The sequence below is a fragment of the Nocardioides sp. NPDC004968 genome (assembly GCF_040608935.1).
GTDB lineage: Bacteria > Actinomycetota > Actinomycetes > Propionibacteriales > Nocardioidaceae > Nocardioides.
In genome coordinates, this window is the sequence record NZ_JBEXJF010000023.1 from 41,160 (window position 1) to 65,545 (window position 24,386).

Here is a 24,386-nt window from a genome sequence, read left to right on the forward strand (position 1 = left end):
CAGAGGAGAGCTGCCGTGTCCGAAGACGTGACCGACCTGATCATGCAGGACCACCGTGAGGTGGAGAGCCTGTTCGAGAAGCTTCAGCGAGAACCGGACGTACGAGCCGGGCTGACCCCGATCTTGGTGACGCTCCTGGCTGCCCACAGCCGCGCCGAGGAGGCCGAGGTCTACCCGGCCGCCCGGGACGAGGCGGGTGAGGCCGAGGACGTCGCGCACAGCCAGGAGGAGCACCTGCTGGCGGACCGCCTCCTCGCCGAGCTCAGCGAGTGTGACCCCTACTCGGCGGAGTACGGCGACAAGCTGGCGGAGGTGGTCGAGGCGGTCTCCCATCACGTCGAGGAGGAGGAGAGCACCGTGCTGCCGGGCATTCGCGACCGTCTCGACGACGCCCGTCGCGCCGAGCTGGGCAAGGCCTTCCTGAAGAGCCGGCAGGAGCACCTCGGCGACATGCCCCAGGACATCACCCGTGACGAGCTACGCCGCCAGGCCGCCAACGCCGACATCCCCGTCGGGGACAAGGGCAAGGAGGACCTGCGGCGTACGCTCGATCAGCACGCCGACAGCTGACCCGCAACCGCCGAAGCCGTCAGCTCCCCGCCATGATCAGGCAGGTCGCGATCGCGTGACCGATGACGCGGCCTGTCTTGTCGGTGATCTCGGCTTCGGCTGTCGCGGCGCGGCGTCCGATCGTCACGACGCGGCCCTCGCAGGTGAGGGTGCCGCTGTCGAGCGTGGCCGCGCGGGTGAACTTGATGGTCAGGTCGAGCGAGGTGTAGCCGGTGCCCGCCTTCAGCTTGGTGTGGACCGCGCACCCGAGAGCCGAGTCGGCGAGGGTCGCCAGGATGCCGCCGTGCACGGTGCCGATCGGGTTGTAGTGCCATTCCTCGGGCGTGAGCTCGAAGACGGCCCGGCCGTCGCTGACCTCGACCAGGGCCATGCCGAGGGTCGCGTTGATCGGGGGCGGTGGGAGCTCGCTGTCTCCCAGCTGCTTGAAGAAGTCGAGCCCGTCGAGCTCCCGGGCGGCGGTGGCGAAGACCTGTGGGTCGGCCCATGAGTAGGTGCGTTCGCGCACCGCTCGGGACTGCTCGGAGGTCGTGTTCTGGGTCGTGTCCTGGGTCATGGAGGCTCAGATCCGTTCGATGATCGTGGCGTTCGCCAGACCGCCGGCCTCGCACATGACCTGCAGTCCGTAGCGGCCGCCGGTCTGCTCGAGGTTGTTCAGCAACGTGGTCATCAGCCGGGCGCCGGACCCGCCCAGCGGGTGCCCGATGGCGATGGCGCCGCCGTTGATGTTGACCTTGGCGAGGTCGGCACCGGTCTCCTTCTGCCAGGCGAGCACGACGGAGGCGAATGCCTCGTTGACCTCGAAGGCGTCGATGTCGTCGATGGAGAGTCCGGCGCGGGCCAGCACCTTCTGGGTCGCGGGGATGATGCCGGTGAGCATGAAGATCGGGTCGTCACCGGCGACCGCGAAGGAGTGGACCCGCGCCCTCGGGGTCAGGCCGAGGCGTGCGGCGGCCTCCTCGGATGCGACCAGGAGCGCGGCGGAGCCGTCGTTGATGGGGGAGCTGTTGCCGGCCGTGACTCGCCAGTCGATGTCGGGGAACCTGGCCACGGAGTCCTCGTCCTTGAAGGCGAGTCGAAGACCCGCGAGCGACCCGGCCGTGGAGGAGGGCCGGATCGTCTCGTCGACGCGCAGGTCGTTCACGTAGGTGACCTGCGAGTCGAAATGTCCGTCCTTCCACGCCGCCGCGGCCCGCTGGTGCGACTCTGCCGCGAACTCGTCCAGCTCTGTGCGGGAGAGGTCCCACTTGTTGGCGATCAGCTCGGCCGAGATGCCCTGGAGTACCAGACCACCGTCGTAGCGGGCGTTCACCTTGCTGCCGTAGAAGTCTTTGCCCGCGAACTGCGACCCCATCGGGACGCGGCTCATCGACTCCACGCCGGAGGCGATGGCCACGTCGTACGCGCCGGCGATCACGCCCTGTGCGGCGAAGTGGAGCGCCTGCTGCGAGCTGCCGCACTGCCGGTCGACCGTGACGCCGGGGACCGACTCCGGGAACCCGGCGCCGAGCAGGGCCCAGCGGGCGGTGTTGCCCGACTGCTCGCCGACCTGTCCGACCGCGCCGCTGATCACGTCGTCGACGACGGCCGGGTCGATGCCGGTGCGTTCGACGAGCGCGGCGAGCGTGTGCGCATGGAGGTCGACGGCGTGGATCTCGGAGTAGGCGCCGCCGGGCTTGCCCTTGGCTACGGGCGTACGGACGGCGTCGACGATGAAGGCGTTCGGCATGGTTGGTCCTCTTTCTCGTTCAAGTGGTGGTGTGCGAGTCGGGTCGGAACAGCGAACGTGCTGGGGCGTGGCTCAGCGGGGCGCGACCATCAGCGGTTGCGCGACCTTGGCGAAGGTGCCGTGCTCGTCGGCCATGTCGCCCTGGGCCAGGCCGATACCGTCCGGGCCGATGGTGCTGCGGGCGTCGAGCAGCATCCACTCGCTCGTGGGCGGTCGCTCGATGGTGACGGTCACGGTCGGCGGGATGAAGTACCACGAGCTCATCGGCAGGGAGCCGGACAGGCCGTTGGTGGAATCGGCCAGGGTGAGAAGACGCTGCACGGGGGAGGCCTGCTCACCAGCGACCAGCGGGACGCGCAGGCGCGCCCACACTGTCGCCGGACCGGGTTCGTAACCCCCGCTGATGAACCGCCAGTCGATGGCGCGGCCGTAGCCCCAATCGGGCCTGACCCCGTCGAAGAAGCGCTCGGAGGAGGCCGCCGGGATGGCTGGAACCTTCTCCTCACGCCAGTGATCGCGGGTCGACCCGGGCGTGGCCCGGATCAGCCAGGCGCTCGCCTTGACCGCGAGCCGGTCGCCGGCCCACAGCGAGGCCTCGATGAGCTCGACCCGACGGCCCGGCCGGACCACGCTCGCCTCGACGCGCATGGTTCCCTGAGGAATGCCGCCGAGCATGTCGGCCGTGAAGCGAGCGATGGACAGGGCCGGGTCGGAGCGTACGGACTCGATCGCCCGGGCCAGCAGGGCAGCGGGAGGACCGCCATGCTGCAGCGAGTGGTCCCATGGGCTGGCCGTCGCCGGGGTCGACTCGAACGTTCCGTCCTCGTCGGTCGGCAGGTAGAAGGCGTCGAACTCGAGGGTCATCAGCGTCTCCTGTGCGTGGATCAGCGGGCCAGCTGCGGGTAGAGCGCCTCGATCGGCTGGGCGAGGCCGGCCTTGACGTCGGCGCTGATCTGGTCGGCGATGATCTCGTACGCGTCCGCCTCGAGGCCGTCGTAGGCGCTGCGGACCACATCGGCCGGATCGTTCTTCGGGTCTGTGATGCCGACCGTCATCGGGGTGTCGGTGTAGCCGAGGTGGAGCGAGGCGACGTGGACGCCGTCGCCCGCCAGTGCGAGGCGCTGGGTGTTGGTCGCCGACCACAGCGCGGCCTTGGTGGCGCTGTAGGCGTCGCCGATGCCGTACCAGCTCAGGACCGAGAGCACGTTGAGTACGACTCCCTTGCTCGCGCGCAGCGACGGCAGGAAGGTGGTCGTGACGTCGAGCGCTCCCCAGAAGTTGGTCTCGAACAGGTCCCGCGCGGCGCTCAGGTCACCGGTCACGCTGGCGCCGTTGGAGCCGCCGGCGTTGTTGATGACGATCGTGACGTCTCCGGCCGCCGCAGCCGCCTCGGCGACCGAGTCGTGGTCGGTCACGTCGAGCCTCAGCGGCACGATGCGCGGGTCGTTCCACTCGCGGGGCTTGCGGGCCGCGGCGTACACCTTGGCGGCGCCGCGCTCGATCGCCTGGTTGACGAAGTGGGTGCCGAGTCCGCCGTTCGCTCCGGTCACCAGGACGACCGCGTTCGCGAGAGTGGGCATGTTGTTCTCCTGTTCGAGGGCGCGGGCGCCGCTCCGTGATGAGTTGGTTTTTCCAACGTACTCGGGTTGGTTTGGTTTTCCAACTCGATTAGGATCGAACCATGATGACGCAGGTACGTGAGTGCTCGGTGGCGCGGACGCTCGAGCTCGTCGGCTCCAAATGGACCCTGCTCGTCGTTCGCGAGCTGTTTCTCGGGAGCCGCCGGTTCGAGGAGATCGCCCGGTTCACGGGCGGCCCACGCGACATCCTCACCGACCGTCTACGCAGGCTCGAGGCCCACGGGCTGGTGACTCGGGTCCAGTACGAGCAGCGCCCGCCGAGGTTCGAATACCACCTGACCGATCTCGGGCGATCGCTCGCGCCGATCATCGAGACGATGCGCGAGTTCGGCGACCGTCATCTGGCAGGCGAGGACGGCCCGCCGGCCAGGTTCGAGCACTCCTGTGGCGCGGAGTTCCACCCCGTGCTGGCCTGCAAGGCCTGCGGGGAGGTCGTACGCCGCGGCGAGGTCCAGATCGCAGACGCCACGACGTGATCGGGCCGCGCGGTGCGGCCGGGGCTCAGCCGACCGGCGGCCCGGCGATGAGGGCGACCACGGTCAGCGCGGCGACGCTCGCGAGACCGGCGGCCAGGCCGCGCACCGGGTTGCGGAGGAGCCAGGACAGCGGACGCTCGAGCGGGCGGGTGGGGGACTCGTCGATCAGTCGCCACGTCGGGGCGAGCAGGCCGCGGCGCTCGGCGTAGCGCTCGAACCAGAGGGTGAGGAACGGCGGGATCGAGGAGGCGAGACCGGCGGCGAGGCGGCCGAAGGACCAGCGCTGGTCGACCGCGATCGCGACGGTGGTCACGCAGTAGGTGATGAACACGATCCCGTGCAGCATCCCGAAGATGCTGACTCCCAGCTCGGTCGTCTCGGTGACGTACTTCAGGAACATGCCGCTGAGCAGCCCGGCCCAGGTCACCGCCTCGGCGGTGGCGACGATCCGGTAGACACGGGACGGCGAGCTCAGGAGTGCGGACACGCGGAGAAGTTTATTCGCACCCGTGTACTTGTATGAATCGGGCGGCTATGGGTACCGGTCTCAGCATGACGACCGACAAGCTGCACTACACGATCCCGGGCCTCGACGAGGATGCTGCGCGGACGACCATCGGCCTGCTCCAGTCGCGCCTCCATGCCACGAACGACCTCCAGCTCACCCTCAAGCACGTGCACTGGAACGTGGTCGGACCGCACTTCATCGCGGTCCACCAGATGATCGACCCGCAGGTCGACGCCGTACGCGCGATGGCCGATGCCCTCGCCGAGCGCATCGCGACCCTGGGCGGTGCCCCGCGAGGCACCCCGGGCGCACTGGTCGAGGAGCGGGAGTGGAACGACTACAGCATCGGCCGGGCCACCACCCAGGAGCACCTCGCCGCGCTCGACGTCACCTATCAGGGCGTGATCGGCTCCTACCGAGAGGCGATCAAGACCCTCGACGACATCGACCTGGTGACCCAGGACATCCTGATCGGCCAGGTCGAGCAGCTCGAGCTCTTCCACTGGTTCGTCCGCGCCCACCTGGAGGACCAGGGCGGGCAGCTGCAGACCAGCGGTGAGGCCACGGAGGCGGGAGCGGCACGAGCCGCCCACGACTGAGGGGTCCGCATGCGGTGGTGGTTCACGGCGTCGGCGCTGCTGCTCCCGATGGTCCTCACCGGATGCGGCTCGGGACAGGACGAGGCGGTGCGTGACAGCGCCGCCGCCTTCCAAGACGCGGTCGCCGCCAAGGACTGGGGCGCGGCATGCGCGCTGCTGGCTCCGGAGACTCGATCCGAGCTGGAGTCCGCCGCCAAGTTGCCCTGCGACGGCGCGCTGGCCGAGGAGGACCTCCGCGCTCCGGGCGCTCCCGACGGCGTGGACGTCTTCGGGACGATGGCCGAGGTGCGCTACCAGGGCGAGACCGTGTTCCTGACCCGGTTCGCCGACGGCTGGCGGTTGCACGCGGCCGGTTGTACGCCGCAGCCCCCCAAGCCCTACGACTGCGCCCTGCACGGAGGCTGAGATGCGGGTCATGTACCTCGCCTACCTGGCGGTCATCGGCATCGGACTGCTCTACACGTTCGTCCTCGCACTGAGGCACGGGTGAGGAGCCCCGATGCGCCGCTTCCTCAGGGAGAACTCACTGAGCCTCGCTTTCGGGGCGCTCTTCCTGGCCAGCCTCGTCGGCCAGGCGTTCGCCGGCTGGCACCAGCTCAACGACGAGCTGTTCGCCGACGGTCTCGACCAGATCACGCTGGGCGGCTATCTCACCTCGGCGAGCTTCGCCGTGGACGTGACGGAGAACTGGCAGAGCGAGTATCTCCAGTTCCTGCTCTACGTCATGTTGACCGTCTGGTTGGTGCAACGGGGCTCCCCGGAGTCCAAGCCACTCAAGGACGCCGGTCAGGAGTCGGACGAGGCGCAGAAGGTCGGAGCGTACGCCCGTCCCGACTCGCCCAAGCTGGCCCGGGCCGGCGGTCTGCGGACGTTGTTCTACTCCCGCTCCCTCGGCATCGTCATGGGCTCCATCTTCCTGATGTCCTGGCTGGTCCAGTCGGTGGCGGGGTGGGCGACGTACAACGAGACCCGGCTGCGACAGCTCCGCGACCCGATCCCGTGGGTCTCCTATCTGACGAACTCGGACTTCTGGGCGCGCACCCTGCAGAACTGGCAGTCGGAGTTCCTGGCGGTCGGCTCCATGGCCGTCCTCTCGATCTACCTCAGACAACGCGGATCCCCGGAGAGCAAGCCGGTGGGGGCGTCCCACGAGGCCACCGGGATCGAGGGCTGATGCCTCAGCCGTCGTCCTGCGCCAGCAGGCGCAGGACCGCGCGCTCGGACGCGGCTTGGCGCGCCTGCGGGTCCTTGCTCACGCCGTTGCGTACGCGGATCGTGCGGCCCTGCTCGTGCAGCTCGAGCACCCGCGGGTCGACGTAGGAGCTCCGGGCGATCGCCGGCGTGTTCCCGAGGTACTCCGCGACCTCCTTGATCGCGGCGACCTGCTGCTTGTGGCGGGAACTGGCGGTCGGGGTCGAGCGCCCCGCGGCGTGCGGGTCCTCGGCCAGCGCGAGCGCCGCGAGCACGGTCGCGTGCCAGGTCCGGAAGTCCTTCGCCGACACCTCGAGGCCGCTCAGCTCGCGCATGTAGTCGTTGACCATGGCCGGAGTCAGCCGTTGCCACCGCCGGCCCTGCCGGTAGGCGAGAAGCTCCTCGAAGCCGGCGCGGCGGCGACGCAGCTGCGCGATCGCCTCCACCGAGAGCGGGTCGTCGATGCTGATGGAGTGGTGGACGCCGGACTTCCCGGTGAAGTCGAAGACGTAGGCCTCGCCCCGCTTGCGCACGTGGCGTCGCTCCAGCGTCGTCAGGCCGAAGCCACCGTTCTCGTCGGCGTAGGCGTCACTGCCGATCCGGAAGCACCCCAGATCGAGCAGGCGCACCGCGAGTGCTGATGCCCGGGCAGCGCTCATCCCGGTGGTGGTGAGATCGCGCTCCGTCCGCTCGCGTACGTGGGGCAGGACCGCCCCGAGCTCCAGCACCCGCTCGAACTTCTGCTGGTCGCGTTTAGCCCGCCAGGCGGGATGGTAGAGGTACTGGCGGCGGCCGGCCTCATCTGTCCCGACGGCCTGGAGATGCCCGTTCTCACGGGGGCAGATCCAGACGTCCTCCCAGGCGGGAGGGATGGCCAGGGCGCGGATCCGCTCGGCCGCGTCGTCCGGCAACCGGTCACCGAAGTCGTCGAGGTACACGAAGCCGCGGCCCGCACGGCGGCGGGTCCACCCCGGCTCCTCCGCCGAGACCCGACGAAGTCGAACCACCAGGGGCTCCTCTCACCCGCTGGTGTCGTCGCCGTCGCGCCGCGCGGCCAGCAGCCGATGCGTACCGTCGCACCAGGGCTTGATCGCGGATCCGCCGCACATGCACACCGCGCTGACCGGGCGAACCGTGTGGTGGATCTTCCCGTCCGGGTCCTGGATCTCGTGCTTCCCGCGCAGCAGCATCGGCCCGCCCGGGCACAGCACGATCGAGGCGTGCTCGAAGTCAGTCATGAGGCACCCCACTGGGTGAGCATCGTCCGGGCGTAGCGAGCCTCCAGGTCGAGGCAGGTGAAGGCGCCGAGGAGCACCTGGTCGCGCTCGCTCGGGTTCTCCTCCACGAACGCGCCGCACACGTCGCGTACAGCCACCTGCTCGTGGACGGAGTCGGCCTCGACGTGCTCGTCGTAGTAGGCCGCCATCTCCTCGGGGAAGTCCAGGCGACGCAGCCCCTGGGCGAGCTGGCGCGACGGCACCGAGCTGGTCGACTCGAACGCGGCGAAGTGGCCGAGAGCCGCTCCGCGGAGCCGGCGATGGAGCCCGAACAAGGACAGCGCGTTGTTCATCTCGAGGATCTCGGCCGGCGCCTCGTCGACGTAGCAGGCGTGGTCGGTACGCAGCCCGGCCGCTTCGATACCGCGGCGGAACAGGTGGTGATGCAGCCGATTCGGGTCGCCGTCGCCGTACTCGTCGAACAGGACCTCCATCAGTGCGGCCTTGGGTCGGGTGTCGAGCCGGGGGATGACCCAGCTGGTCGGGTCGGCCTCCTTGAGGTGGTAGAGCGAGCGGTGCTTGAGGATCTCGAGCACCTGCTCCCGGTCGGCCCGGCGCTGCACGAACCGTGCCAGCGACGGTCCGTCGTGCCGGGCTACCAGACCGAGGAGGTCCAATTCGCGTTCCTCCTGGAAGCCGCTGTGCTCCCAGCGCCACCGCAGCTCGGCCTCGAACGACCTCTCCAGACCGCGACGCAGACGCAGCAGGTCCGCGTCCCACTCGAGGTCGGGATCGACCTCGTCGAAGCCCCGGTAGTGGAGCTCGTAGAGCGCCCACAGAGCGATCTGGGCGTCCTCGGCCGACTCCGGAGTCGGCTCCAGATCAGCGGTGGCGCCGCTCTGCAGCGCGGTGAACACAGCGGCACTCAGGGTGCCACGCGACTTCGGCAGCATCTAGGCCCACCTCTCCCTCAGACCGCGCGGTACCCGGCAGCCGGTTCGGACATGCTCGGTCGCGGTGCCCGGGCGATGTGCACGAGCACTCCTTCGCCCGGCGAGTCCCGGACCTCTTCGATCGTCAGGTCGCTGCCCTCGACCATCTCGAGCAGGCGATCGGCCTGACCGGTCGTGCCGAGCTGGAGAACGGCCGCGCCGCCGGGGGAGAGGTGCCGGGCGGTCGTCGCCAGGCACATCTCGGCAACCAGCATCCCGTCGTCGCCGCCGTCGATGGCCGTCCGCGGGTCCTCGGGATACCGCTCGACCTGGGCCGTGGGCACCCACGGCGGGTCCGCGATCACCAGCCAGTAGCGCTCGTCCGGGCCCAGGGCATGCTCCATGCTGCCCTCGCGAACCTCGACCAGGTGCGCCAGCTCGGCGCGCTCGGCGTTGGCCCGGGTGAACGCACAGGCGACCGGATCGGCGTCGACGCAGACCAGGCGGCGGCCGGTCAGCGCGGCGGCGAGCAGGCCGATCTGGCCGGCGCCGGAGCACAGCTCGAGCATCGGCCCGTCCGGCAGCTCCGCGGCCAGCTTGGCCGCCCACTCGGACTGACGGACGGTCCAGGTACGCGGCGTGAGCACGCGGTCGTCGAAGTCGATGTCGAGATGACCGAAGCGGATCATGACAGCAGGTGCCTCCTGTTCAGGGGTGGAAAACTCAGGTGAGCTCGGCCAGCCGGACCACTGCTCGGTCCAGACGACCCTCCTCGTCGTGGATCCGGCGTTGGGTCGTGGAGCCGGTGCCGCCGGTGAAGATCCGGCCGATGCTCTTCTCGACGCGCACCAGGTCTCCGGTGTCACGCAACGCCGGGCCGATGTGTTCGAGCAGGCGTTCCACCACCTCACGAGCCGGCCTCGGTCGATGGGTCCGCGGGTCGAGCAGATCGCCGGTGATCCCGTGCCGTCCCGCCTGCCACATGGCGAGCCGGAGCACGGCCACCGACACAGGGTCGGGCGGCCGGCCCTCGGCCCACTCCCGGGCGCCGGTCTCGACCAGCCCCCGCGCCAGCGCGGCGACGAGCACGGCGTCGCGGGGGTCGAGGCAGACGTCGGCGACCCGGATCTCGAGTGTTGGGTAGCTGCGGGACGGCCGGGCGTCGAAGTACGCCATGCCCTCATCGAGCGGCACCCCGGTGTCGACGAGCATGCGCACGTGGTCGGCGTACGCCTGGGCACTGCCGAAGACCTCGGTCGGACCGTTCGTCGGCCACCTGGTCATCGCCTGGGACCGGTAGCTCGCGTAGCCCGAATCGCCGCCCTGCCAGAAGGGCGAGTTGGCGCTCACCGCGAGCAGCACCGGCAGCCAGGTGCGAATCCGGTCGAGCGCCCCGACGGCCTCGTCGTCGGAGTCGACGGAGACGTGCACGTGGCAGCCGCAGGTGAGCTGCTCGGTGGCGGTCAGCCCGAACTGCTCGCTGATCGCCGCATAGCGCTCGCTGTCGAAGGTCTGGGGACGCACCGGCAGCGGGGTCGTGCCGCTGGCCAGGATCAGCGCGCCCGCCTCGGTCGCGGCCGCACGCGCCTTGTCGCGCCACCTCCTCAGGTCCTGCTCGAGGATCCCGAGGTACTCCTCTGCCGGCGTGTCGGTCTCGACCTGCTGCTCCTGCAGCTCCGGGCCCACCGAGCCACCGGCCTCGCCGGCCTCGACCTCGGTGTCGCCGTGCCGACGCGCCACCCGCAGCACGTCGCTGGCCACCGATCGCGGCGCGCCGGTCTCGGCGTCGACGAGGAGCAGCTCCTCCTCGACGCCGACTGTCCTGACCTGGTGATGGGTACTGCTCGAATGGTGGCTCTTCACTGCTCACGCCTGCCTCTGGAAGGAGCAACTCGACGATGTGTCGCCTGTTCGGATATGTGACCGAGTCCCCGTGTGCCGTAGCCGACCTTCTCGGAGAGGAGGGGCTGGCCGCGTTCACCTCGCTCACGTCCGTGCACTCCGATGGCTGGGGGATGTCCTGGCACACGCCCGAGGGCACCTGCACGACGAGCTCGCCGCGTTCCGCGCACATCGACGAGGCCTATCGCCGGCTCGTCGAGGCCCCGCTCTCCCACGCCGGGTTCGTGCACCTTCGCTGGGCGACAGGTGGGCTCGACGTACGTCCGGAGAACACCCACCCGTTCCTGACCGACGGCGCCGCGTTCGCGCACAACGGCCACATCTCGCCGATCGCAGATCTCGAGGCGCTGCTTACCCAGGAGTCGCGTGCGCGGCTGCGCGGTGACACCGACAGCGAGCGCTACTTCCACTTCGTGCACCAGAACGTCGAGAAGTTCGGCGACGAGGCCGAGGGCGTCACGCGAGCTCTGGCCACGCTGGTCCAGAAGTTCCCGCGATGCAGCCTGAACGCGCTGATGCTCACCCGGACGCACATGTTCGCGATCCACATCAACTCGCGTGCCGACTCGCCCCTGCGCGCGCTGCGCGAGCTCTTCGACGACGAGGGCGACATCCCGCCGCGGCACACCACGGAGTACTTCGCGATGGACTACCGCCGGACCGACCACGGCCTCGAGATCGTCTCCAGCGGTCTGGGGCAGCCGGGCTGGACCCCGGTACCCGCCGACACCGCGGTGATGGTCGACCTGGCCACCCGCGAGGTCACCAGGCTGGACCCGATCGCTCAGCTCGGCGCCGACGCGCTGCGGGCCCGCGACTGATGACGGGGTACCGCCGACCTGCTGTGGGGTGCGTTCGGGCATGCCCAGAGGTACCCCATCGGGCATCGCTTCATTCCGAGCCGCGCTGAATTTCCCAGCCAGTCCGTGCCTTCCTCACAGGAAGCCCACAGCGGGCGGGCGGAATCTTGAGGCATCAACCGCCTCAAGGAGGACCCGATGTCCCGCTCCCGCCGTATTCGTCACTCTCTCCTCGCCGTCCTGGCGATCCCGCTCGTCGCGATCCCGATCGCCACCCCGGCCCTCGCGGTGGCCGCCGTCGGCGCCACCAAGACGTACGCAGCCGAGTCCGGGCCCGGATACGGCTACGGCTACGGCGGTTCCGTCGAGAGCTACGGCGGGGCCCATGGCGGGGTCTATGGCGGAGGGATCGTGGACCCCTACCGGCAGAGCCTCGGCACCTCGACCGCGACCGTCGACTCCGAGCCCGCGACCGAGGCCGAGTCGGCCGGCGTCGTGCTGATCAACACCACGGTCGGCTACGGCACCGGGCAGGGCGCGGGCACGGGGCTCACGATCACCGGAGACGGGATCGTGGTGACCAACCACCACGTCGTCGAGGGCGCGACCTCGATCACCGTGGCAGACCCGAGCACGGGGGAGACGTACGCCGCGACGGTCCTCGGCTACGACGACGTCCACGACGTCGCGGTGCTGCAGCTCGAGGACGCCTCGGGGCTCTCGACGGTCGCGACCGACCGGGATGCCGCGACCCAGGGCGAGGAAGTCACCGCAGTCGGAAACGCCGAGGGCCAGGGCTCGCTCTCGGCCGCCGACGGTACGGTCACCGACCCGAGCACCGCGATCACCGTCAACAACGAGGACGGCACCGCCGCCGAGCTCAGCGACCTGATCCAGACCGACGCCGACGTCGTCTCCGGCGACTCCGGCGGCGCGCTGCTCGACGAGGACGGCGAGGTCATCGGGATGAACGTCGCCGCGACCTCGGGCTCGGCCGAGATCTCCGGCTACGCCATCCCGATCGACACCGTGCTCGACATCGCCGCCCAGATCCTCGCCGGGGAGGAGTCGGGCGACGTCGAGATCGGTGGCTCGGCCGCCGCGCTCGGGGTGCAGGTCGACACGACCAGGTCGACGCTGGTCGTCGGTGTCGTCGAGGACGGCGCCGCCGAGGCGGCCGGGATCACCGAGGGCAGCACGATCACCTCCGTCGACGGGACAGCCGTGGCCAGCATCGACGACATCACCTCGGTGCTCGGCGACCACGAGCCCGGCGACGAGATCTCGGTCAGCTGGACCGACGCCGCCGGCGAGGCCCACACCGCGACTGTGACGCTCGGCGAGGGCCCGGTCGCCTGACCACGAGGATCAGCTGCTCGGTCCGTCCTCGTCGGCGCGCGGACGCTCCGCCCTGATCGGGATCGCGCCGGTGTAGCCCTCGCGTTCGAGGGCGATCTGCTGGACGCGGTCTCGGACGAGCCGCCAGCCGATCATCAGCGCCGGGATGATGATGACCAGGGTCGCGACCGTCCAGGTGCCGATCGGGTAGTCGAAGCCCATCAGGACCAGCACGGTCGCAAGGAACACGAGGGTGGCGTAGCCGGTCCACGGTGATCCCCACAGCCGGAAGTCGGGCCGGTACATCAGGCCCTTCTTCCAGCGCCGGTACAGCTGGATCTGGCAGATCACGATGGTCGCCCAGGAGGCGATGATGCCGAGCGCCGACATGTTCAGCACGATCTCGAACGCCTGGCCCGGCACGATCGCGTTGAGGCCGACGCCGAGGAGCGTGATGCAGCCGGTGAGCAGGATCCCGCCGAACGGCACCCCGTTCCTCGACATCCGCGCGGTGAAGCTCGGCGCGCTCCCGCTCATCGCCATGGAGCGCAGGATGCGCCCGGTCGAGTAGAGGCCGGCGTTGAGTGAGGAGAGCGCCGCGGTCAGCACCACGAGGTTCATGATGGTGCCGGAGTTCGCGATCCCGAGCTGGTCGAAGAACGTCACGAACGGGCTCTCGTCCGCCCGGTAGGTCGTGTATGGCAGCAGCAGCGCGAGCAGCACCAGCGAGCCCACGTAGAACACCGCGATCCGGGCGATCACGGAGTTGATCGCCCGGGGCATGATCTTGGCCGGCTCGGCGGTCTCACCGGCGGCGGTGCCGACGAGCTCGACCGCTGCGTACGCGAAGACGACCCCGGAGATGACGATGACGAGCGGGAGCACGCCGACCGGGAACAGCCCGCCGTTGTCGATGACCATGCCGATCCCGGTCTCCTGGCCGTTGAGCTCCTCGCCTCCGGCGAGCACGATCGTCCCGAGCACGAGGAAGCCCAGCAGCGCGACCACCTTGATGAGCGCCGCCCAGAACTCCAGCTCGCCGAAGAGCTTGACCGAGATCAGGTTCATCGAGAGCACGACCGCGAGCGCGACGAGCGCGATCACCCATTGCGGGACGACCTCGAAGGTGCCCCAGAAGTGCATGTACGTCGCGATCGCCGTGACGTCGACGATGGAGGTCATCGCCCAGTTCAGGAAGTACATCCAGCCGGCGGCGAAAGCGGCCGGCTCACCCAGGAACTCCCGGGCGTAGGAGACGAACGATCCCGACGAGGGTCGGTGCAGCACGAGCTCGCCGAGCGCGCGCAGGATGAGGAAGACGAACACGCCGCAGAAGGCGTAGACGAGGAACAGGCCCGGTCCGGCTTCGTGGAGGCGGCCGCCCGCTCCCAGGAACAGTCCGGTGCCGATCGCGCCGCCGATCGCGATCATCTGCAGCTGCCGCGGGCTGAGGCTCTTGTGGTAGCCCTCGTCCTCGTCGGTCAGGCCGCTGACCTGATTGCTGGCCTGGCCGCTGGTCTGGCCTTCGGTGTCTGTCATCGGCTCGCTCCCGGTCCGGAGTGCGGTGGCTCGGGCGCGTCCTTGAACAGGAGCCACCCGCCGACCACGGCGACGACCGCCGCCACGGCGTAGCCGATCAGCGACCACCAGCCGAGATGCAGGTACGCCGTCACCCCGACGATCGCCAACGCGAGGAACACCATCGTCATGCCGATGATCGGCGTCCGTGGCCTGTATGGATCCCGTGCCATTGCGATCACCTCACCTGCAGGGGCCCCCGATGGCCCCGCTCCGGGGACCAATTAGAGCGCATCGAGCGGGTTCTCGCGGTGACCGGACGTCGCCCGGCGTTTCCGTTCCGCAGGACGGCAAATAACAGTAAGGTCGCCTTACAGTTAACCCCCATGAAGGAGCGTTCGATGCGTAGCTCGAGGATCCGCACCATCCGCACCACACTCACGGCGACCGCCGCTCTGGCCCTCGTCCTGGTTGCCCCGCTGGCCGCGCCGGCCGCCGTGCCCAGCCCCGACGCGGGCAGCGCAGCAAGCCGCACCGGAGACGTCGAGGCGGCCGCCCTGACCTGGTCCGACGAGTTCGACGGGCCCGCCGGGAGCGCCCCCAACGGCGCCAACTGGAACTTCGAGACCGGAGGCGGGGGCTGGGGCAACAACGAGCTCCAGACCTACACCGACTCTCGCGAGAACTCCGCCCTCGACGGCAACGGCAACCTGGTGATCACCGCCCGCCGGAGCGGGAGCGGCTACACCTCGGCCCGGCTCACCACCAAGGGCAAGGTGCAGCCGAAGTTCGGCCGCCTGGAGGCGCGGATCCAGATCCCGCGCGGCCAGGGGATCTGGCCGGCCTTCTGGATGCTGGGCGGCCAGTTCCCGAACACGCCGTGGCCGAACGCCGGTGAGATCGACATCATGGAGAACGTCGGCTACGAGCCCCACCTGGTCCACGGCACCCTGCATGGCCCGGGATACTCCGGCGGCAACGGCATCACCGGTCAGTACATGCACCCGCAGGGCTGGTCCTTCGCCGACACCTTCCACACCTTCGCGATCGACTGGCGGCCCGGCTCGATCACCTGGTCGGTCGACGGGGTGGCCTATCAGACCTTCACCACGGCCAACACCGGCGCCAACCCCTGGGTCTTCGACCAGCCGTTCTTCTTCATCCTCAACGTCGCGGTCGGCGGCAACTGGCCCGGCAACCCCGACGGCACGACCCAGTTCCCGCAGAGCATGGTCGTGGACTACGTACGCGTCTACGACTCGCAGCTCTAGGACGTGACGGGCCCGAGGAAGCGGATGACGACGCCGTCGTCGTGATGCACCCGGGCTCGCACGCCGTAGACGTCGGCGATGAGGGTCTCGGTGAGCACCTGCGCGGGCGGTCCGCCGGCCACGACGCGGCCCTCGGAGAGCACGAAGACCTGGTCGCAGTAGGCGGCGGCGAGGTTGAGGTCGTGCAGGGCGACGAGGCAGGTCGTGGGCATCCGGCGGACCAGTGAGAGCAGGGCCAGCTGGTGACGTACGTCGAGGTGGTTCGTCGGCTCGTCCAGGAGCAGGATCTCGGGCTCCTGGGCGAGCGCCCGAGCGATCTGCGTACGTTGCCGCTCGCCGCCCGAGAGGGTCGAGAAGCGCTGGTCGAGGCGGTCGGCGATGCCGGCGTGGGCGGCGGCCTCCTCGATGACGGCACGGTCGTGGGCGCTGTCGGGAGCCCAGGCCGGGCGGTGGGGGACCCGGCCGAGCCCGACAACGTCGCGTACGCGGAGGTCCTGGCTGGTCGCCGGCTCCTGCTCGACGACCGCGAGCCGGCGTGCCAGCCGACGCCGGGACATGCCGGCGAGCGGGCTGCCGTCGAGCAGGACGTCCCCGGAGTCCGGTGGCTTCAGCCCGGCCAGGATCCGGATCAGCGAGGACTTCCCGGAACCGTTGGGACCGAGCAGTCCGACGGTGGTGCCGTCCTCGACCTGCAGGGACACCTCGTCGACGACGAGCCGGCCACGGGGAGCCCATCGGACCCGGCCGGCCTCGAGCGCGGTCATCGTCGCGCCCTCAGCAGCACCAGCGCGAAGGCCGGCACCCCGACCAGCGCGGTCGCCACCCCGACCGGAAGCTCCTCGGGGTCGATCACCGTCCGGGCCGCGGTGTCGACCCAGATCAGGAAGATCGCGCCGAGCAGCGCGGTGGCCGGGAGCAGCAGCCGGTGCCCGGCGCCGACCAGCGCGCGGGCGAAGTGGGGCAGGACCAGACCGACGAAGCCGATCGCTCCGGACGTGGAGACGATGACGGCCGTCATCAGCGCCGTGAGCACGAGGAGCACGGCCCGGATGCGCGTGACGTCGACGCCGAGCGAAGCCGCCGCGTCGTTGCCGAACGCGAACGCGTCCAGCCACCCGGCGCCCGCGACGCAGCAGAGCAGCCCGCCGAGCACGATCACCCCGCAGACGAGTACGTCGGTCCAGCTCGCCGAGGAGAGCGACCCGAGCAGCCAGAAGAGCACTCCGCGCGTCTGCTCGGCGTCGGCCGCGGTGAACACGATGAACGAGGTGAGTGCCGAGAAGAGCTGGGTGGCGGCGATGCCGGCCAGCACGAGCCGGTCGGTGGTGCCGCCGGCGAGCGAGGCCAGCAGCAGCACGAGCGCGAACGAGACGAGCGCGCCCGCGAACGCCCCGGTGGAGAGACCGATCGCGCCCGAGCCGACGCCGAGCACGACGACCGCGACCGCCCCGGTGGAGGCTCCAGAGGAGATCCCGAGCACGAACGGGTCGGCGAGCGGGTTGCGCAGCAGCGACTGCAGGATCACTCCGCAGATCGCCAGTCCGGCTCCGCAGATCCCGGCCAGCAACGTACGCGGCAGCCGCAGGTCCCACACGATGCTCTGTTGGAGCAGAGTGAGGTCGGAGAGCCCGAGCCCGGCCCTGTCGGCGACGACGCCGTAGACGTCGGCGACGCTCAGGTCGGAGGGCCCAACGGTGATGGCGCCTGCGACCGAGGCCAGCACCACCAGCGGCGCCACCAGCAGGACGCCGGCGCGGGGGAGGCGTACGGGCATCAGCGGAGGTCGAGGTCGGCCAGCTGGTCCGCGACGTTCTCGACCGCGTAGACGGTGCGGATCGAGGGGTTGAGCTCGGCTCCGGAGAGCGTCACGAAGCGATCGTTCCGGACTGCGTCCATCCGGGCGGTGACCGGGTTGCTCTTCAGGTAGTCGATCTTGGCGCGTGCGGTCTCGGCGGTCTGGCTCTTGCGGGTCAGGTCGCCGAGGACGATGACATCGGGGTTGCGCTCGGCGACGGTCTCCCAGTTGATCTGCGGCCACTCGTCGGTGGTGTCGTCGAAGACGTTCTCGATGCCGAGGGTGCGGCCGATGATCCCCGGGCCGCCGCAGCAGCCGGCCAGATAGGGCGACTCGGAGTTGGCGAACCAGTACATCGCGCTCACCTCGCCCTTTGGCGCCTCGGTCCGGGCGGTCTCCAGCCGCTTCGACAGGTCGGCGACGAGCTCCTCGCCCCGCTCGGGGACGCCGAAGATCCGCGCCAGGTCGGTGATCTCCTGGAAGATCGTGTCGATCTCGAGGGCGTCGTGGCGGGTGCCGTCGTCATCGCCCTCGTTGTCCTTGAGACACTCGGCGGGGGAGAGGTAGGAGCCGACGCCGAGCTTCTCCAGGTCCTCGGGCGTGGTCACCCCGCCCTCGCCCAGCGTGCTGATGAATGAGGCCGTGACGAAGTCCGGCTCGGCCTCCAGGACGCGCTCGTAGGAGGGCGCGTTCTCGGCCATCCGGGGCACGTCCTTGTTGTCCGCGGCCAGCGAGTCGAGCACCGGGTCGGTCCAGGTCGCAGTTCCGGCCATCCGGTCGGCCAGTCCGAGCGAGAGCAGGATCTCCGTGGAGCCCTGGTTGAGCGAGACGACGCGCTCGGGCGGTGCCTCGAGGGTGATCTCGCGCCCGCAGTTGGTCAGGGTGAGCGGGAAGCCGGTGGTGTCGGCGGCCGCCTGCTGTGCGCCGGAGGGCTGGTCGGCGGCGCAGCCGGCCAGTGCGGAGCAGAGCACCAGGACGGTGCTCGCGGTGAACGTTCGGATGGTGCGGGAGAGGTGCACGTCGGTCCTCGAGCTGGTCGCGGGCTGGTGCGCGTCGCCCGTCCTGACCGGCAGCGGTCTGCTGCAGGGCCAGCAGGTCTTCGGACTCGGGATCGACCGGCGCGAGACGCCTTCCCAGGCCCGAGGGCCCAGTGGCACAGTGTCCCGTCCGTCACCCACACCGCTGCGCGTCAGTCCCGGACTCTCACCGGGTTCCCGTGCCGGGACTACGTCCCAAGCGGCTGGCTCCAAGACCGTAGCAGGGGGCCCCGCCCCCGTGGGGGACGACCTCAGCCCTCGCGATGGGCGCTCAGCCCGTCCTCCCCGGGCGCGACCGAGTCGTGGAGTCTGATCGTGTGGTCGTAGTGCTCCTCGGCCATCGGCCGGTAGTCGATCCGCGGCTCCGTCATCACGCCCTCGAGACGTACGCTCAGGTCGGCCTCGATCCGCGCCATGACCTGGGCGTCGATGGTGTCGGTGTCGGTGATCAGGTGCGGGCGCAGCGGGTCCATCCCGGTGTACCAGAACGTGCCGTGCAGAAGGGGCCACAGGACGTCCTCGATGTCGCCGCTGATCCCGCGCGGGCCCAGCGTCGCGGCCCGGTCACCGGCGGTGACGATCGTCAGCGCGCGCTTGCCGACCAGACCACCCTTGCCGTACTTGAGCGGCTTGCCGGTCTCCGGATCCGGTACGTCGAAGGCGAACCCCGACTCGAAGACCCGGTCGATCCAGCCCTTGAGGATGGCCGGCACCGAATACCACCACAGCGGGAACTGCACGACCAGCAGATCGGCCTCCCGCAGCCGGTCCTGGTGGCGGCGTACGTCGGCCTCGCCCCGCTCCACCAGAAGTGGATTGAAACCTTCTCGATAGAGGTCGATCTCGTCGACGCTCCAGCCGGCGGCGCCGAGCGTGTTCGCGCCGACCTCGCGCAACCGTCCGTTGAGTGATGACGCGTGCGGATGTGCCCATACCCAGAGTGCGTGCATGGGTCTCTGAACGCCGTCTGACGCGGCGGGATTCCCGCCCGGATGCGGGCGGGCGCCGACGCGGTCTGATGACAAAGTCCGGATCTCGCTCAAATTAGCGGCCTCAGAGTGTTGACGTATGTGATTGCCATCACTAGCGTAAACCAGGCTTGAAACCTTTCAATTCGAGGAGCTGCCCATGCCGGACACACCCGCCGCACTGGAGCTGCGGGACGTGGCCAAGTCGTTCGGCCCCGTACGCGCCCTCCGGTCCGGAAGCCTCCGGGTCGAGGCCGGATCCATCCACGCGCTCGTGGGGGAGAACGGTGCCGGGAAGTCGACCCTGGTCAAGATCGTCGCCGGGCTCTATCGCCGCGACGCCGGCGACTACCTGCTCTCCGGGGAACAGGTCGACTTCCGCAACACCGCCGACGCCAAGCAGGCCGGGGTCGCGGTCATCTACCAGGAGCCGACCCTCTTCCCCGACCTCTCGGTCACCGAGAACATCTTCATGGGACGCCAGCCGACCAACCGCTGGGGCAAGATCGACCGCGCCGCGATGCGCACCGAGGTCGTCGAGCTCTTCGCCCGGCTGGGTGTCCCGATCGAGCCCGACCGTCCGACCGAGGGTCTTTCGATCGCCGACCAGCAGCTGATCGAGATCGCCAAGGCGCTCTCGCTCGACGCCAAGGTCCTGATCATGGACGAGCCGACCGCCGCCCTGTCGGGCAACGAGGTCGAGCGGCTGATGAGCGTGGCGCGCACGCTACGCGACCAGGGCTGCGCCGTCGTCTTCATCTCGCACCGCTTCGATGAGGTGTTCGCCCTCTGCGACACGATCACGGTGATGCGCGACGGCGCCTACATCTCCACCGACCCCATCTCGGCGGTCACCGAGGACGAGATCGTCCAGCGGCTCGTCGGGCGGGAGGTCTCCGACCTCTACCCGAAGCTCGAGGCCACCGTCGGCAAGCCCCTGCTCGAGGTCAAGGGCCTCACCCGCACCGGCCTGTTCCAGGACATCAGCCTCACCGTCCGCGAGGGCGAGATCGTCGGCCTGGCCGGCCTCGTCGGAGCCGGGCGCAGCGAGGTCGCGCAGGCGATCTTCGGCGTCGACCCCTACGAGAGCGGCGAGGTCACCCTCGAGGGCCGGCCGGTCCCGCCGGGTGACCCGAGACGAGCGATCGAGATGGGGCTGGCGTTCGTCCCCGAGGACCGCCGCCAGCACGGTCTCGTCCTGGACGCACCGATCTCACGCAACATCACCCTGCCCACGAGCGGCCGGCTCGCCCGCACCGGGCTGATCAGCACCGGCATCGAGAACCGCTCGGCCGCCGACTGGGCCGCCCGGCTCGAGGTCAAGGCCGGGACGCTCGACACCTTGGCCGGCACGCTTTCGGGCGGCAACCAGCAGAAGGTCGTCCTGGCCAAGTGGCTCTCGACCCGGCCCAAGGTGCTGATCATCGACGAGCCCACCCGAGGCATCGACGTCGGCACCAAGTCCGAGGTTCACCGCCTGCTCTCGACCCTCGCCCAGGAGGGTCTCGGGATCCTGATGATCTCCTCCGAGCTCCCCGAGGTGCTCGGTATGGCCGACCGCGTGATCGTCCTCAGCGAGGGTCACCAGACGGCCGAGCTGAGCCGTGCGGAGGCGACCCCCGAGGCCGTCATGCGCGCGGCGACGGCCCACCACTCCACCACCCTGAACGTCAGCGAGGCATCATGACCACCACGCTCGACGCGCCCGCCCCGGCCGCGCCGCAGCCACGCCACCGAGCAGCCAGCCGGCTGACCTGGCTCCTGAAGCAGCGTGAGACTGGCATCGCCGTCGCCTTCATCGCGCTGCTCGTGGTGACCACGGCGGTGAACCCCAACTTCCTGTTCAGCACGGACGGTTGGCGCGACCTCACCCTGACCCCCGCGATCCTCGTGTGCCTGGCGATCGGCCAGGCGATGGTGATCGTCACCCGCAACGTCGACCTCAGCGTCGGCTCGACCCTCGGGCTCACGGCCTACCTGGCCGGGCGGCTCTTCCTCGACACCGGGCTCCCCGTGATCCTGGTCGTCCTGATCGCCGTCGCCGCGGGCGCCGTGCTCGGCCTGATCAACGGGGCCCTGGTCGCCTTCGCCAAGGTGCCGGCGCTGGTCATCACCCTCGGCACGCTCTACGTCTACCGCGGGATCATGCTCGAGTGGGCCGGCAGCGACCGGATCAACGCCTCCGACATCCCGCCCGGGCTGCTCGACTTCGGCACCGGATCGTTCCTGTTCATCCCCAACCTCGCCTGGATCTCGTTCGCGCTGCTGGCCGTCGCCATCTACCTGATGCGCTCCACCCGCGTCGGCCGCGAGTTCTACGCGATCGGCTCCGACCCCGACGCCGCCACGCTCTACGGGCTGCGTGACAAGCGCCGGGTCCTGCAGGCGTTCGCCACCTCGGGTGCGCTCGCCGGCCTCGCGGGGATCCTGTACGTCTCCCGCTACGGCACCATCAGCTCCGGTGTCGGCCAGGGCATCGAGCTCGAGGCTGTCGGCGCCGCGGTCGTGGGTGGCGTGGCCATCTTCGGCGGCAGCGGCACCGTCCTCGGGGCGGCCCTGGGGGCGTACCTCCTCACCACCATCAACCGGGCGCTCCCGGTCCTGGGCATCCCCGACTTCTGGCAGCAGGCCGTCGTCGGTGCGCTGATCATCGGCGCGATCGTCCTGGACCGCTACTTCGCCCGCCGTCAGCACGACAAGCTCCTCGCAGAGAGGGAAGATTCATGACCAGCCTGCTGTCCGAGAAGGCACCGACGAGGACGTACGCCGCCCACGCCAAGCCGTGGTGGCAGCGCACCCTGATGACCAGGGACTCGGCGATCATCGCCCTGCTCGTGGTCGTGTGGCTGTACGCCTCGATCGCGATCCTCAACTTCTCCGACCCGATCACGGTCTACTTCCTGGTCCTCGACATCGCGCCGATCCTGCTGATCGCGCTGCCGATGACGCTGATCATCATCACGGGCGAGATCGACCTGTCGGTTGCGAGCGTCGTCGGGCTCTCCAGCGTGCTGTTCGGGGTGCTGCACCGTGAGGGCCTCCCGATGGTCGCCGCGATGGTGATCGCCCTGCTCGCCTGTGCGGTCGCGGGGGCCCTCAACGGGGTGCTCGTCACCCGCTTCGGACTGCCGTCGCTGGCCGTCACGATCGGCACCATGGCGCTCTTCCGCGGCATCGCGGTCGGCGCCCTCGGCACCACCGCGATCACCGACTGGCCCGACGCCTGGGGTGACGCCGTACAAGCCCGGATCGGCGGCTCCCAGATCCCGCTGATGACGATCCCGCTGGTCGTCCTGATCCTGATCTTCGCCGTGATCCTGCACTTCACGCCCTTCGGGCGCGGCATCTTCGCGGCCGGCCTCAGCAAGGACGCGGCCCGCTTCTCCGGCGTCAACGTGGACCGTACGAAGCTGATCCTGTTCACCCTCAGCGGTCTGGTCTCGGGGCTGGCGGGCATCTACTTCACGCTGCGCTATGGCAGCGCCCGTGGCGACAACGCCACCGGCCTGGAGCTCCAGGTCGTGGCCGCGGTGCTGCTCGGCGGGGTCTCGATCTTCGGCGGCCGCGGGGCCATCCCCGGGGTCATCGCCGGCGTCGTCCTGATCGGGACGATCGGCAGCGCGCTGCGCCTGGACGGACTCAGCGCCAACATCATCCAGATCATCACCGGCGTACTTCTCATCGCAGCGGTCATCGCGGCCAGCGTTCTCGGTTGGACCGGTCGCATCGTCGGCACCTATCGCCGGCAACACAGCTCGGACGAACCATCCTCAAAGAAATCGGAGTGAGAGACATGACCAGCAAGTTCCGACGCGCAGGCAGTGCCGTCGCCATCGTTGCGGCCCTCGGCCTCGCCCTGTCCGCCTGCGGCGGCGGGAGCGACAGCGGCAGCGATGGAGAGGGTGGCGGCGACACCAGCAGCATCACCTTCATCCCGAAGAACCTCGGCAACCCCTACTTCGACGCCTCCGACACGGGTGGCAAGAAGGCCGCCGACGAGATCGGCACCACCTGGAAGCAGGTGGGCCCGACCGAGTCGACCCCCGACTCCCAGGTCAGCTTCATCAACACCGCGACCCAGCAGCGCGCAGGGGCGCTCGTCATCTCGGCCAACGACCCGACCGCCATCGGCGACGCCCTCGACGAGGCCCGCAACGCCGGCACCAAGGTCGTCACGATGGACTCCGACACCGAGCCGCAGTTCCGCGACGTCTTCGTCAGCCAGGCCGACGCCGCCGGCATCGCCAAGAGCCAGGTCGATCTGATCGCCGAGCAGATCGGCGACGAGGGTGAGATCGCGATCCTCTCCGCGGCTGCCAACGCCACCAACCAGAACGAGTGGATCAAGCTGATGGAGGAGGAGCTGGCCGCGAACCACCCGAACATCAAGCTCGTCCAGACCGTCTACGGTGACGACGACGACCAGAAGTCGTTCGACAAGACCGCCGGCCTGCTGCAGTCCCACCCGAACCTCAAGGGCATCATCAGCCCGACCACGGTCGGCATCGCCGCGGCCGCGCGCTATCTGTCCGACTCGGAGTACAAGGGCAAGGTCGCGCTGACCGGTCTCGGCACCCCGAACCAGATGCGCGAGTACGTCAAGGACGGCACCGTCAAGGCCTTCGCGCTGTGGGACCCCGAGCAGCTCGGCTACCTCGCCGCGTACACCGCCGACGCGCTCGCCGCCGGTGACATCGAGGGCAAGGAAGGCGACACCTTCGAGGCCGGTGACCTGGGTGAGTACACGGTAGGCGCCGACGGCGTAGTCGTGTTGGGTGAGCCCACAGTCTTCGACGAGTCGAACATCGACGACTTCGACTTCTGAGCCTCCCGCCCCGTGTAACACGCTGTTCGTAGGACTACTCGCCCTATTGGAACGACCGGAAAGTCCTACGAAC

At 69.7% G+C, this 24,386-nt stretch carries 28 protein-coding genes and 1 riboswitch; of the genes, 12 read left to right on the forward strand and 16 right to left on the reverse strand.

What is annotated here, in order from left to right:
- Window positions 1-15 precede the first annotated feature (15 nt).
- Window positions 16-570 (forward strand): hemerythrin domain-containing protein, encoded by a 555-nt coding sequence (locus ABZU72_RS19550; RefSeq protein ID WP_355020490.1) that lies wholly within the window; start codon window positions 16-18, stop codon window positions 568-570.
- 19 nt (window positions 571-589) lie between these two features.
- Here ABZU72_RS19550 and ABZU72_RS19555 read toward each other — a convergent pair whose 3' ends face one another.
- From ABZU72_RS19555 to ABZU72_RS19570, 4 genes are all read right to left on the reverse strand, one after another.
- On the reverse strand, window positions 590-1,123 hold the full coding sequence (locus ABZU72_RS19555) for a PaaI family thioesterase (RefSeq protein WP_355020491.1): 534 nt from the start codon (window positions 1,121-1,123) through the stop codon (window positions 590-592).
- Between the two features lie 6 nt (window positions 1,124-1,129).
- The gene (locus ABZU72_RS19560; RefSeq protein WP_355020492.1) at window positions 1,130-2,296 is read right to left on the reverse strand and encodes an acetyl-CoA C-acyltransferase; all 1,167 of its coding nucleotides are present in this window, start codon (window positions 2,294-2,296) and stop codon (window positions 1,130-1,132) included.
- 72 nt (window positions 2,297-2,368) lie between these two features.
- The gene (locus ABZU72_RS19565) at window positions 2,369-3,160 is read right to left on the reverse strand and encodes a thioesterase family protein (protein WP_355020493.1); all 792 of its coding nucleotides are present in this window, start codon (window positions 3,158-3,160) and stop codon (window positions 2,369-2,371) included.
- A gap of 20 nt (window positions 3,161-3,180) precedes the next feature.
- Window positions 3,181-3,876 (reverse strand): SDR family oxidoreductase, encoded by a 696-nt coding sequence (locus tag ABZU72_RS19570; protein ID WP_355020494.1) that lies wholly within the window; start codon window positions 3,874-3,876, stop codon window positions 3,181-3,183.
- A gap of 101 nt (window positions 3,877-3,977) precedes the next feature.
- Between ABZU72_RS19570 and ABZU72_RS19575 the strand changes: the two genes are divergently transcribed.
- Window positions 3,978-4,412 carry a helix-turn-helix domain-containing protein gene (locus ABZU72_RS19575; RefSeq protein WP_355020495.1) on the forward strand — a complete coding sequence of 145 codons (435 nt, stop codon included), beginning with the start codon at window positions 3,978-3,980 and terminating at the stop codon, window positions 4,410-4,412.
- A 25-nt stretch (window positions 4,413-4,437) separates the two neighbouring features.
- On the opposite strand, the gene ABZU72_RS19580 is transcribed toward ABZU72_RS19575, so the two are convergent.
- Window positions 4,438-4,899 carry a DUF3817 domain-containing protein gene (locus tag ABZU72_RS19580; protein WP_355020496.1) on the reverse strand — a complete coding sequence of 154 codons (462 nt, stop codon included), beginning with the start codon at window positions 4,897-4,899 and terminating at the stop codon, window positions 4,438-4,440.
- 65 nt (window positions 4,900-4,964) lie between these two features.
- On the opposite strand from ABZU72_RS19580, the gene ABZU72_RS19585 reads away from it, so the two are divergent.
- From ABZU72_RS19585 to ABZU72_RS19595, 3 genes are all read left to right on the forward strand, one after another.
- Window positions 4,965-5,519, forward strand: a complete 555-nt coding sequence (locus tag ABZU72_RS19585; protein WP_350664777.1) for a DNA starvation/stationary phase protection protein — start codon at window positions 4,965-4,967, stop codon at window positions 5,517-5,519.
- 9 nt (window positions 5,520-5,528) lie between these two features.
- Entirely contained in the window at window positions 5,529-5,924 is a 396-nt protein-coding gene (locus ABZU72_RS19590; protein ID WP_355020497.1) for a hypothetical protein, read from the forward strand.
- Window positions 5,925-6,018: 94 nt separating this feature from the next.
- Window positions 6,019-6,693, forward strand: coding sequence for a DUF6766 family protein (locus tag ABZU72_RS19595; protein WP_355020498.1), 675 nt, complete (start codon window positions 6,019-6,021; stop codon window positions 6,691-6,693).
- A 4-nt stretch (window positions 6,694-6,697) separates the two neighbouring features.
- Here the strand turns inward: ABZU72_RS19595 and ABZU72_RS19600 are convergent, their stop codons facing one another.
- From ABZU72_RS19600 to ABZU72_RS19620, 5 genes are read right to left on the reverse strand one after another with little or no spacing between them, the layout of a single operon-like run.
- Window positions 6,698-7,717 carry a DNA topoisomerase IB gene (locus ABZU72_RS19600; protein ID WP_355020499.1) on the reverse strand — a complete coding sequence of 340 codons (1,020 nt, stop codon included), beginning with the start codon at window positions 7,715-7,717 and terminating at the stop codon, window positions 6,698-6,700.
- A gap of 12 nt (window positions 7,718-7,729) precedes the next feature.
- Window positions 7,730-7,948, reverse strand: coding sequence for a CDGSH iron-sulfur domain-containing protein (locus ABZU72_RS19605; RefSeq protein WP_355020500.1), 219 nt, complete (start codon window positions 7,946-7,948; stop codon window positions 7,730-7,732).
- Window positions 7,945-8,880, reverse strand: a complete 936-nt coding sequence (locus ABZU72_RS19610) for an iron-containing redox enzyme family protein (RefSeq protein ID WP_355020501.1) — start codon at window positions 8,878-8,880, stop codon at window positions 7,945-7,947. The genes ABZU72_RS19605 and ABZU72_RS19610 overlap by 4 nt, the downstream gene beginning before the upstream one ends.
- Window positions 8,881-8,897: 17 nt before the next feature.
- Window positions 8,898-9,548, reverse strand: coding sequence for a class I SAM-dependent methyltransferase (locus tag ABZU72_RS19615; RefSeq protein WP_355020502.1), 651 nt, complete (start codon window positions 9,546-9,548; stop codon window positions 8,898-8,900).
- A gap of 34 nt (window positions 9,549-9,582) precedes the next feature.
- On the reverse strand, window positions 9,583-10,722 hold the full coding sequence (locus ABZU72_RS19620) for a glutamate--cysteine ligase (RefSeq protein WP_355020503.1): 1,140 nt from the start codon (window positions 10,720-10,722) through the stop codon (window positions 9,583-9,585).
- A gap of 35 nt (window positions 10,723-10,757) precedes the next feature.
- On the opposite strand from ABZU72_RS19620, the gene ABZU72_RS19625 reads away from it, so the two are divergent.
- Entirely contained in the window at window positions 10,758-11,582 is an 825-nt protein-coding gene (locus ABZU72_RS19625) for a class II glutamine amidotransferase (RefSeq protein WP_355020504.1), read from the forward strand.
- Between the two features lie 177 nt (window positions 11,583-11,759).
- Window positions 11,760-12,920 (forward strand): trypsin-like peptidase domain-containing protein, encoded by a 1,161-nt coding sequence (locus ABZU72_RS19630; protein WP_355020505.1) that lies wholly within the window; start codon window positions 11,760-11,762, stop codon window positions 12,918-12,920.
- Between the two features lie 9 nt (window positions 12,921-12,929).
- On the opposite strand, the gene ABZU72_RS19635 is transcribed toward ABZU72_RS19630, so the two are convergent.
- Both ABZU72_RS19635 and ABZU72_RS19640 read right to left on the reverse strand, forming a co-directional pair.
- Window positions 12,930-14,438 carry an amino acid permease gene (locus ABZU72_RS19635; protein WP_355020506.1) on the reverse strand — a complete coding sequence of 503 codons (1,509 nt, stop codon included), beginning with the start codon at window positions 14,436-14,438 and terminating at the stop codon, window positions 12,930-12,932.
- Window positions 14,435-14,650: a hypothetical protein gene (locus tag ABZU72_RS19640; RefSeq protein ID WP_355020507.1), complete on the reverse strand. Its 216-nt coding sequence runs from the start codon at window positions 14,648-14,650 to the stop codon at window positions 14,435-14,437. Before ABZU72_RS19640 ends, ABZU72_RS19635 begins: the two co-directional genes overlap by 4 nt.
- 168 nt (window positions 14,651-14,818) lie before the next feature.
- On the opposite strand from ABZU72_RS19640, the gene ABZU72_RS19645 reads away from it, so the two are divergent.
- Window positions 14,819-15,688 carry a glycoside hydrolase family 16 protein gene (locus ABZU72_RS19645; RefSeq protein ID WP_355020508.1) on the forward strand — a complete coding sequence of 290 codons (870 nt, stop codon included), beginning with the start codon at window positions 14,819-14,821 and terminating at the stop codon, window positions 15,686-15,688.
- Here the strand turns inward: ABZU72_RS19645 and ABZU72_RS19650 are convergent.
- The 4 genes from ABZU72_RS19650 to ABZU72_RS19665 form a co-directional block, all read right to left on the reverse strand.
- Window positions 15,685-16,452, reverse strand: a complete 768-nt coding sequence (locus ABZU72_RS19650; protein ID WP_355020509.1) for an ABC transporter ATP-binding protein — start codon at window positions 16,450-16,452, stop codon at window positions 15,685-15,687. The two genes, ABZU72_RS19645 and ABZU72_RS19650, sit on opposite strands and share 4 nt — an antisense overlap.
- Window positions 16,449-17,462 carry an iron chelate uptake ABC transporter family permease subunit gene (locus tag ABZU72_RS19655; RefSeq protein ID WP_355020510.1) on the reverse strand — a complete coding sequence of 338 codons (1,014 nt, stop codon included), beginning with the start codon at window positions 17,460-17,462 and terminating at the stop codon, window positions 16,449-16,451. Before ABZU72_RS19655 ends, ABZU72_RS19650 begins: the two co-directional genes overlap by 4 nt.
- On the reverse strand, window positions 17,462-18,502 hold the full coding sequence (locus tag ABZU72_RS19660) for an ABC transporter substrate-binding protein (RefSeq protein ID WP_355020511.1): 1,041 nt from the start codon (window positions 18,500-18,502) through the stop codon (window positions 17,462-17,464). Before ABZU72_RS19660 ends, ABZU72_RS19655 begins: the two co-directional genes overlap by 1 nt.
- A 53-nt stretch (window positions 18,503-18,555) precedes the next feature.
- Window positions 18,556-18,743: riboswitch (cobalamin riboswitch) on the reverse strand.
- A 28-nt stretch (window positions 18,744-18,771) separates the two neighbouring features.
- On the reverse strand, window positions 18,772-19,470 hold the full coding sequence (locus ABZU72_RS19665; RefSeq protein WP_355020512.1) for an NAD(P)H-dependent oxidoreductase: 699 nt from the start codon (window positions 19,468-19,470) through the stop codon (window positions 18,772-18,774).
- 178 nt (window positions 19,471-19,648) lie between these two features.
- Here ABZU72_RS19665 and ABZU72_RS19670 point away from each other — a divergent pair, with 178 nt between their 5' ends.
- Genes ABZU72_RS19670 through rhaS form a run of 4 tightly spaced genes read left to right on the forward strand, consistent with a single transcriptional unit; the run spans window position 19,649 to window position 24,313 of the window.
- A complete protein-coding gene (locus tag ABZU72_RS19670) occupies window positions 19,649-21,175 on the forward strand; it encodes a sugar ABC transporter ATP-binding protein (RefSeq protein ID WP_355020513.1) in 1,527 nt (508 codons plus the stop codon).
- Entirely contained in the window at window positions 21,172-22,215 is a 1,044-nt protein-coding gene (locus tag ABZU72_RS19675; RefSeq protein ID WP_355020514.1) for an ABC transporter permease, read from the forward strand. Before ABZU72_RS19670 ends, ABZU72_RS19675 begins: the two co-directional genes overlap by 4 nt.
- Window positions 22,212-23,276: an ABC transporter permease gene (locus ABZU72_RS19680; protein WP_355020515.1), complete on the forward strand. Its 1,065-nt coding sequence runs from the start codon at window positions 22,212-22,214 to the stop codon at window positions 23,274-23,276. Before ABZU72_RS19675 ends, ABZU72_RS19680 begins: the two co-directional genes overlap by 4 nt.
- 5 nt (window positions 23,277-23,281) lie before the next feature.
- Entirely contained in the window at window positions 23,282-24,313 is a 1,032-nt protein-coding gene (gene rhaS / locus ABZU72_RS19685) for a rhamnose ABC transporter substrate-binding protein (protein WP_355020516.1), read from the forward strand.
- The last annotated feature ends 73 nt before the right edge of the window (window positions 24,314-24,386 follow it).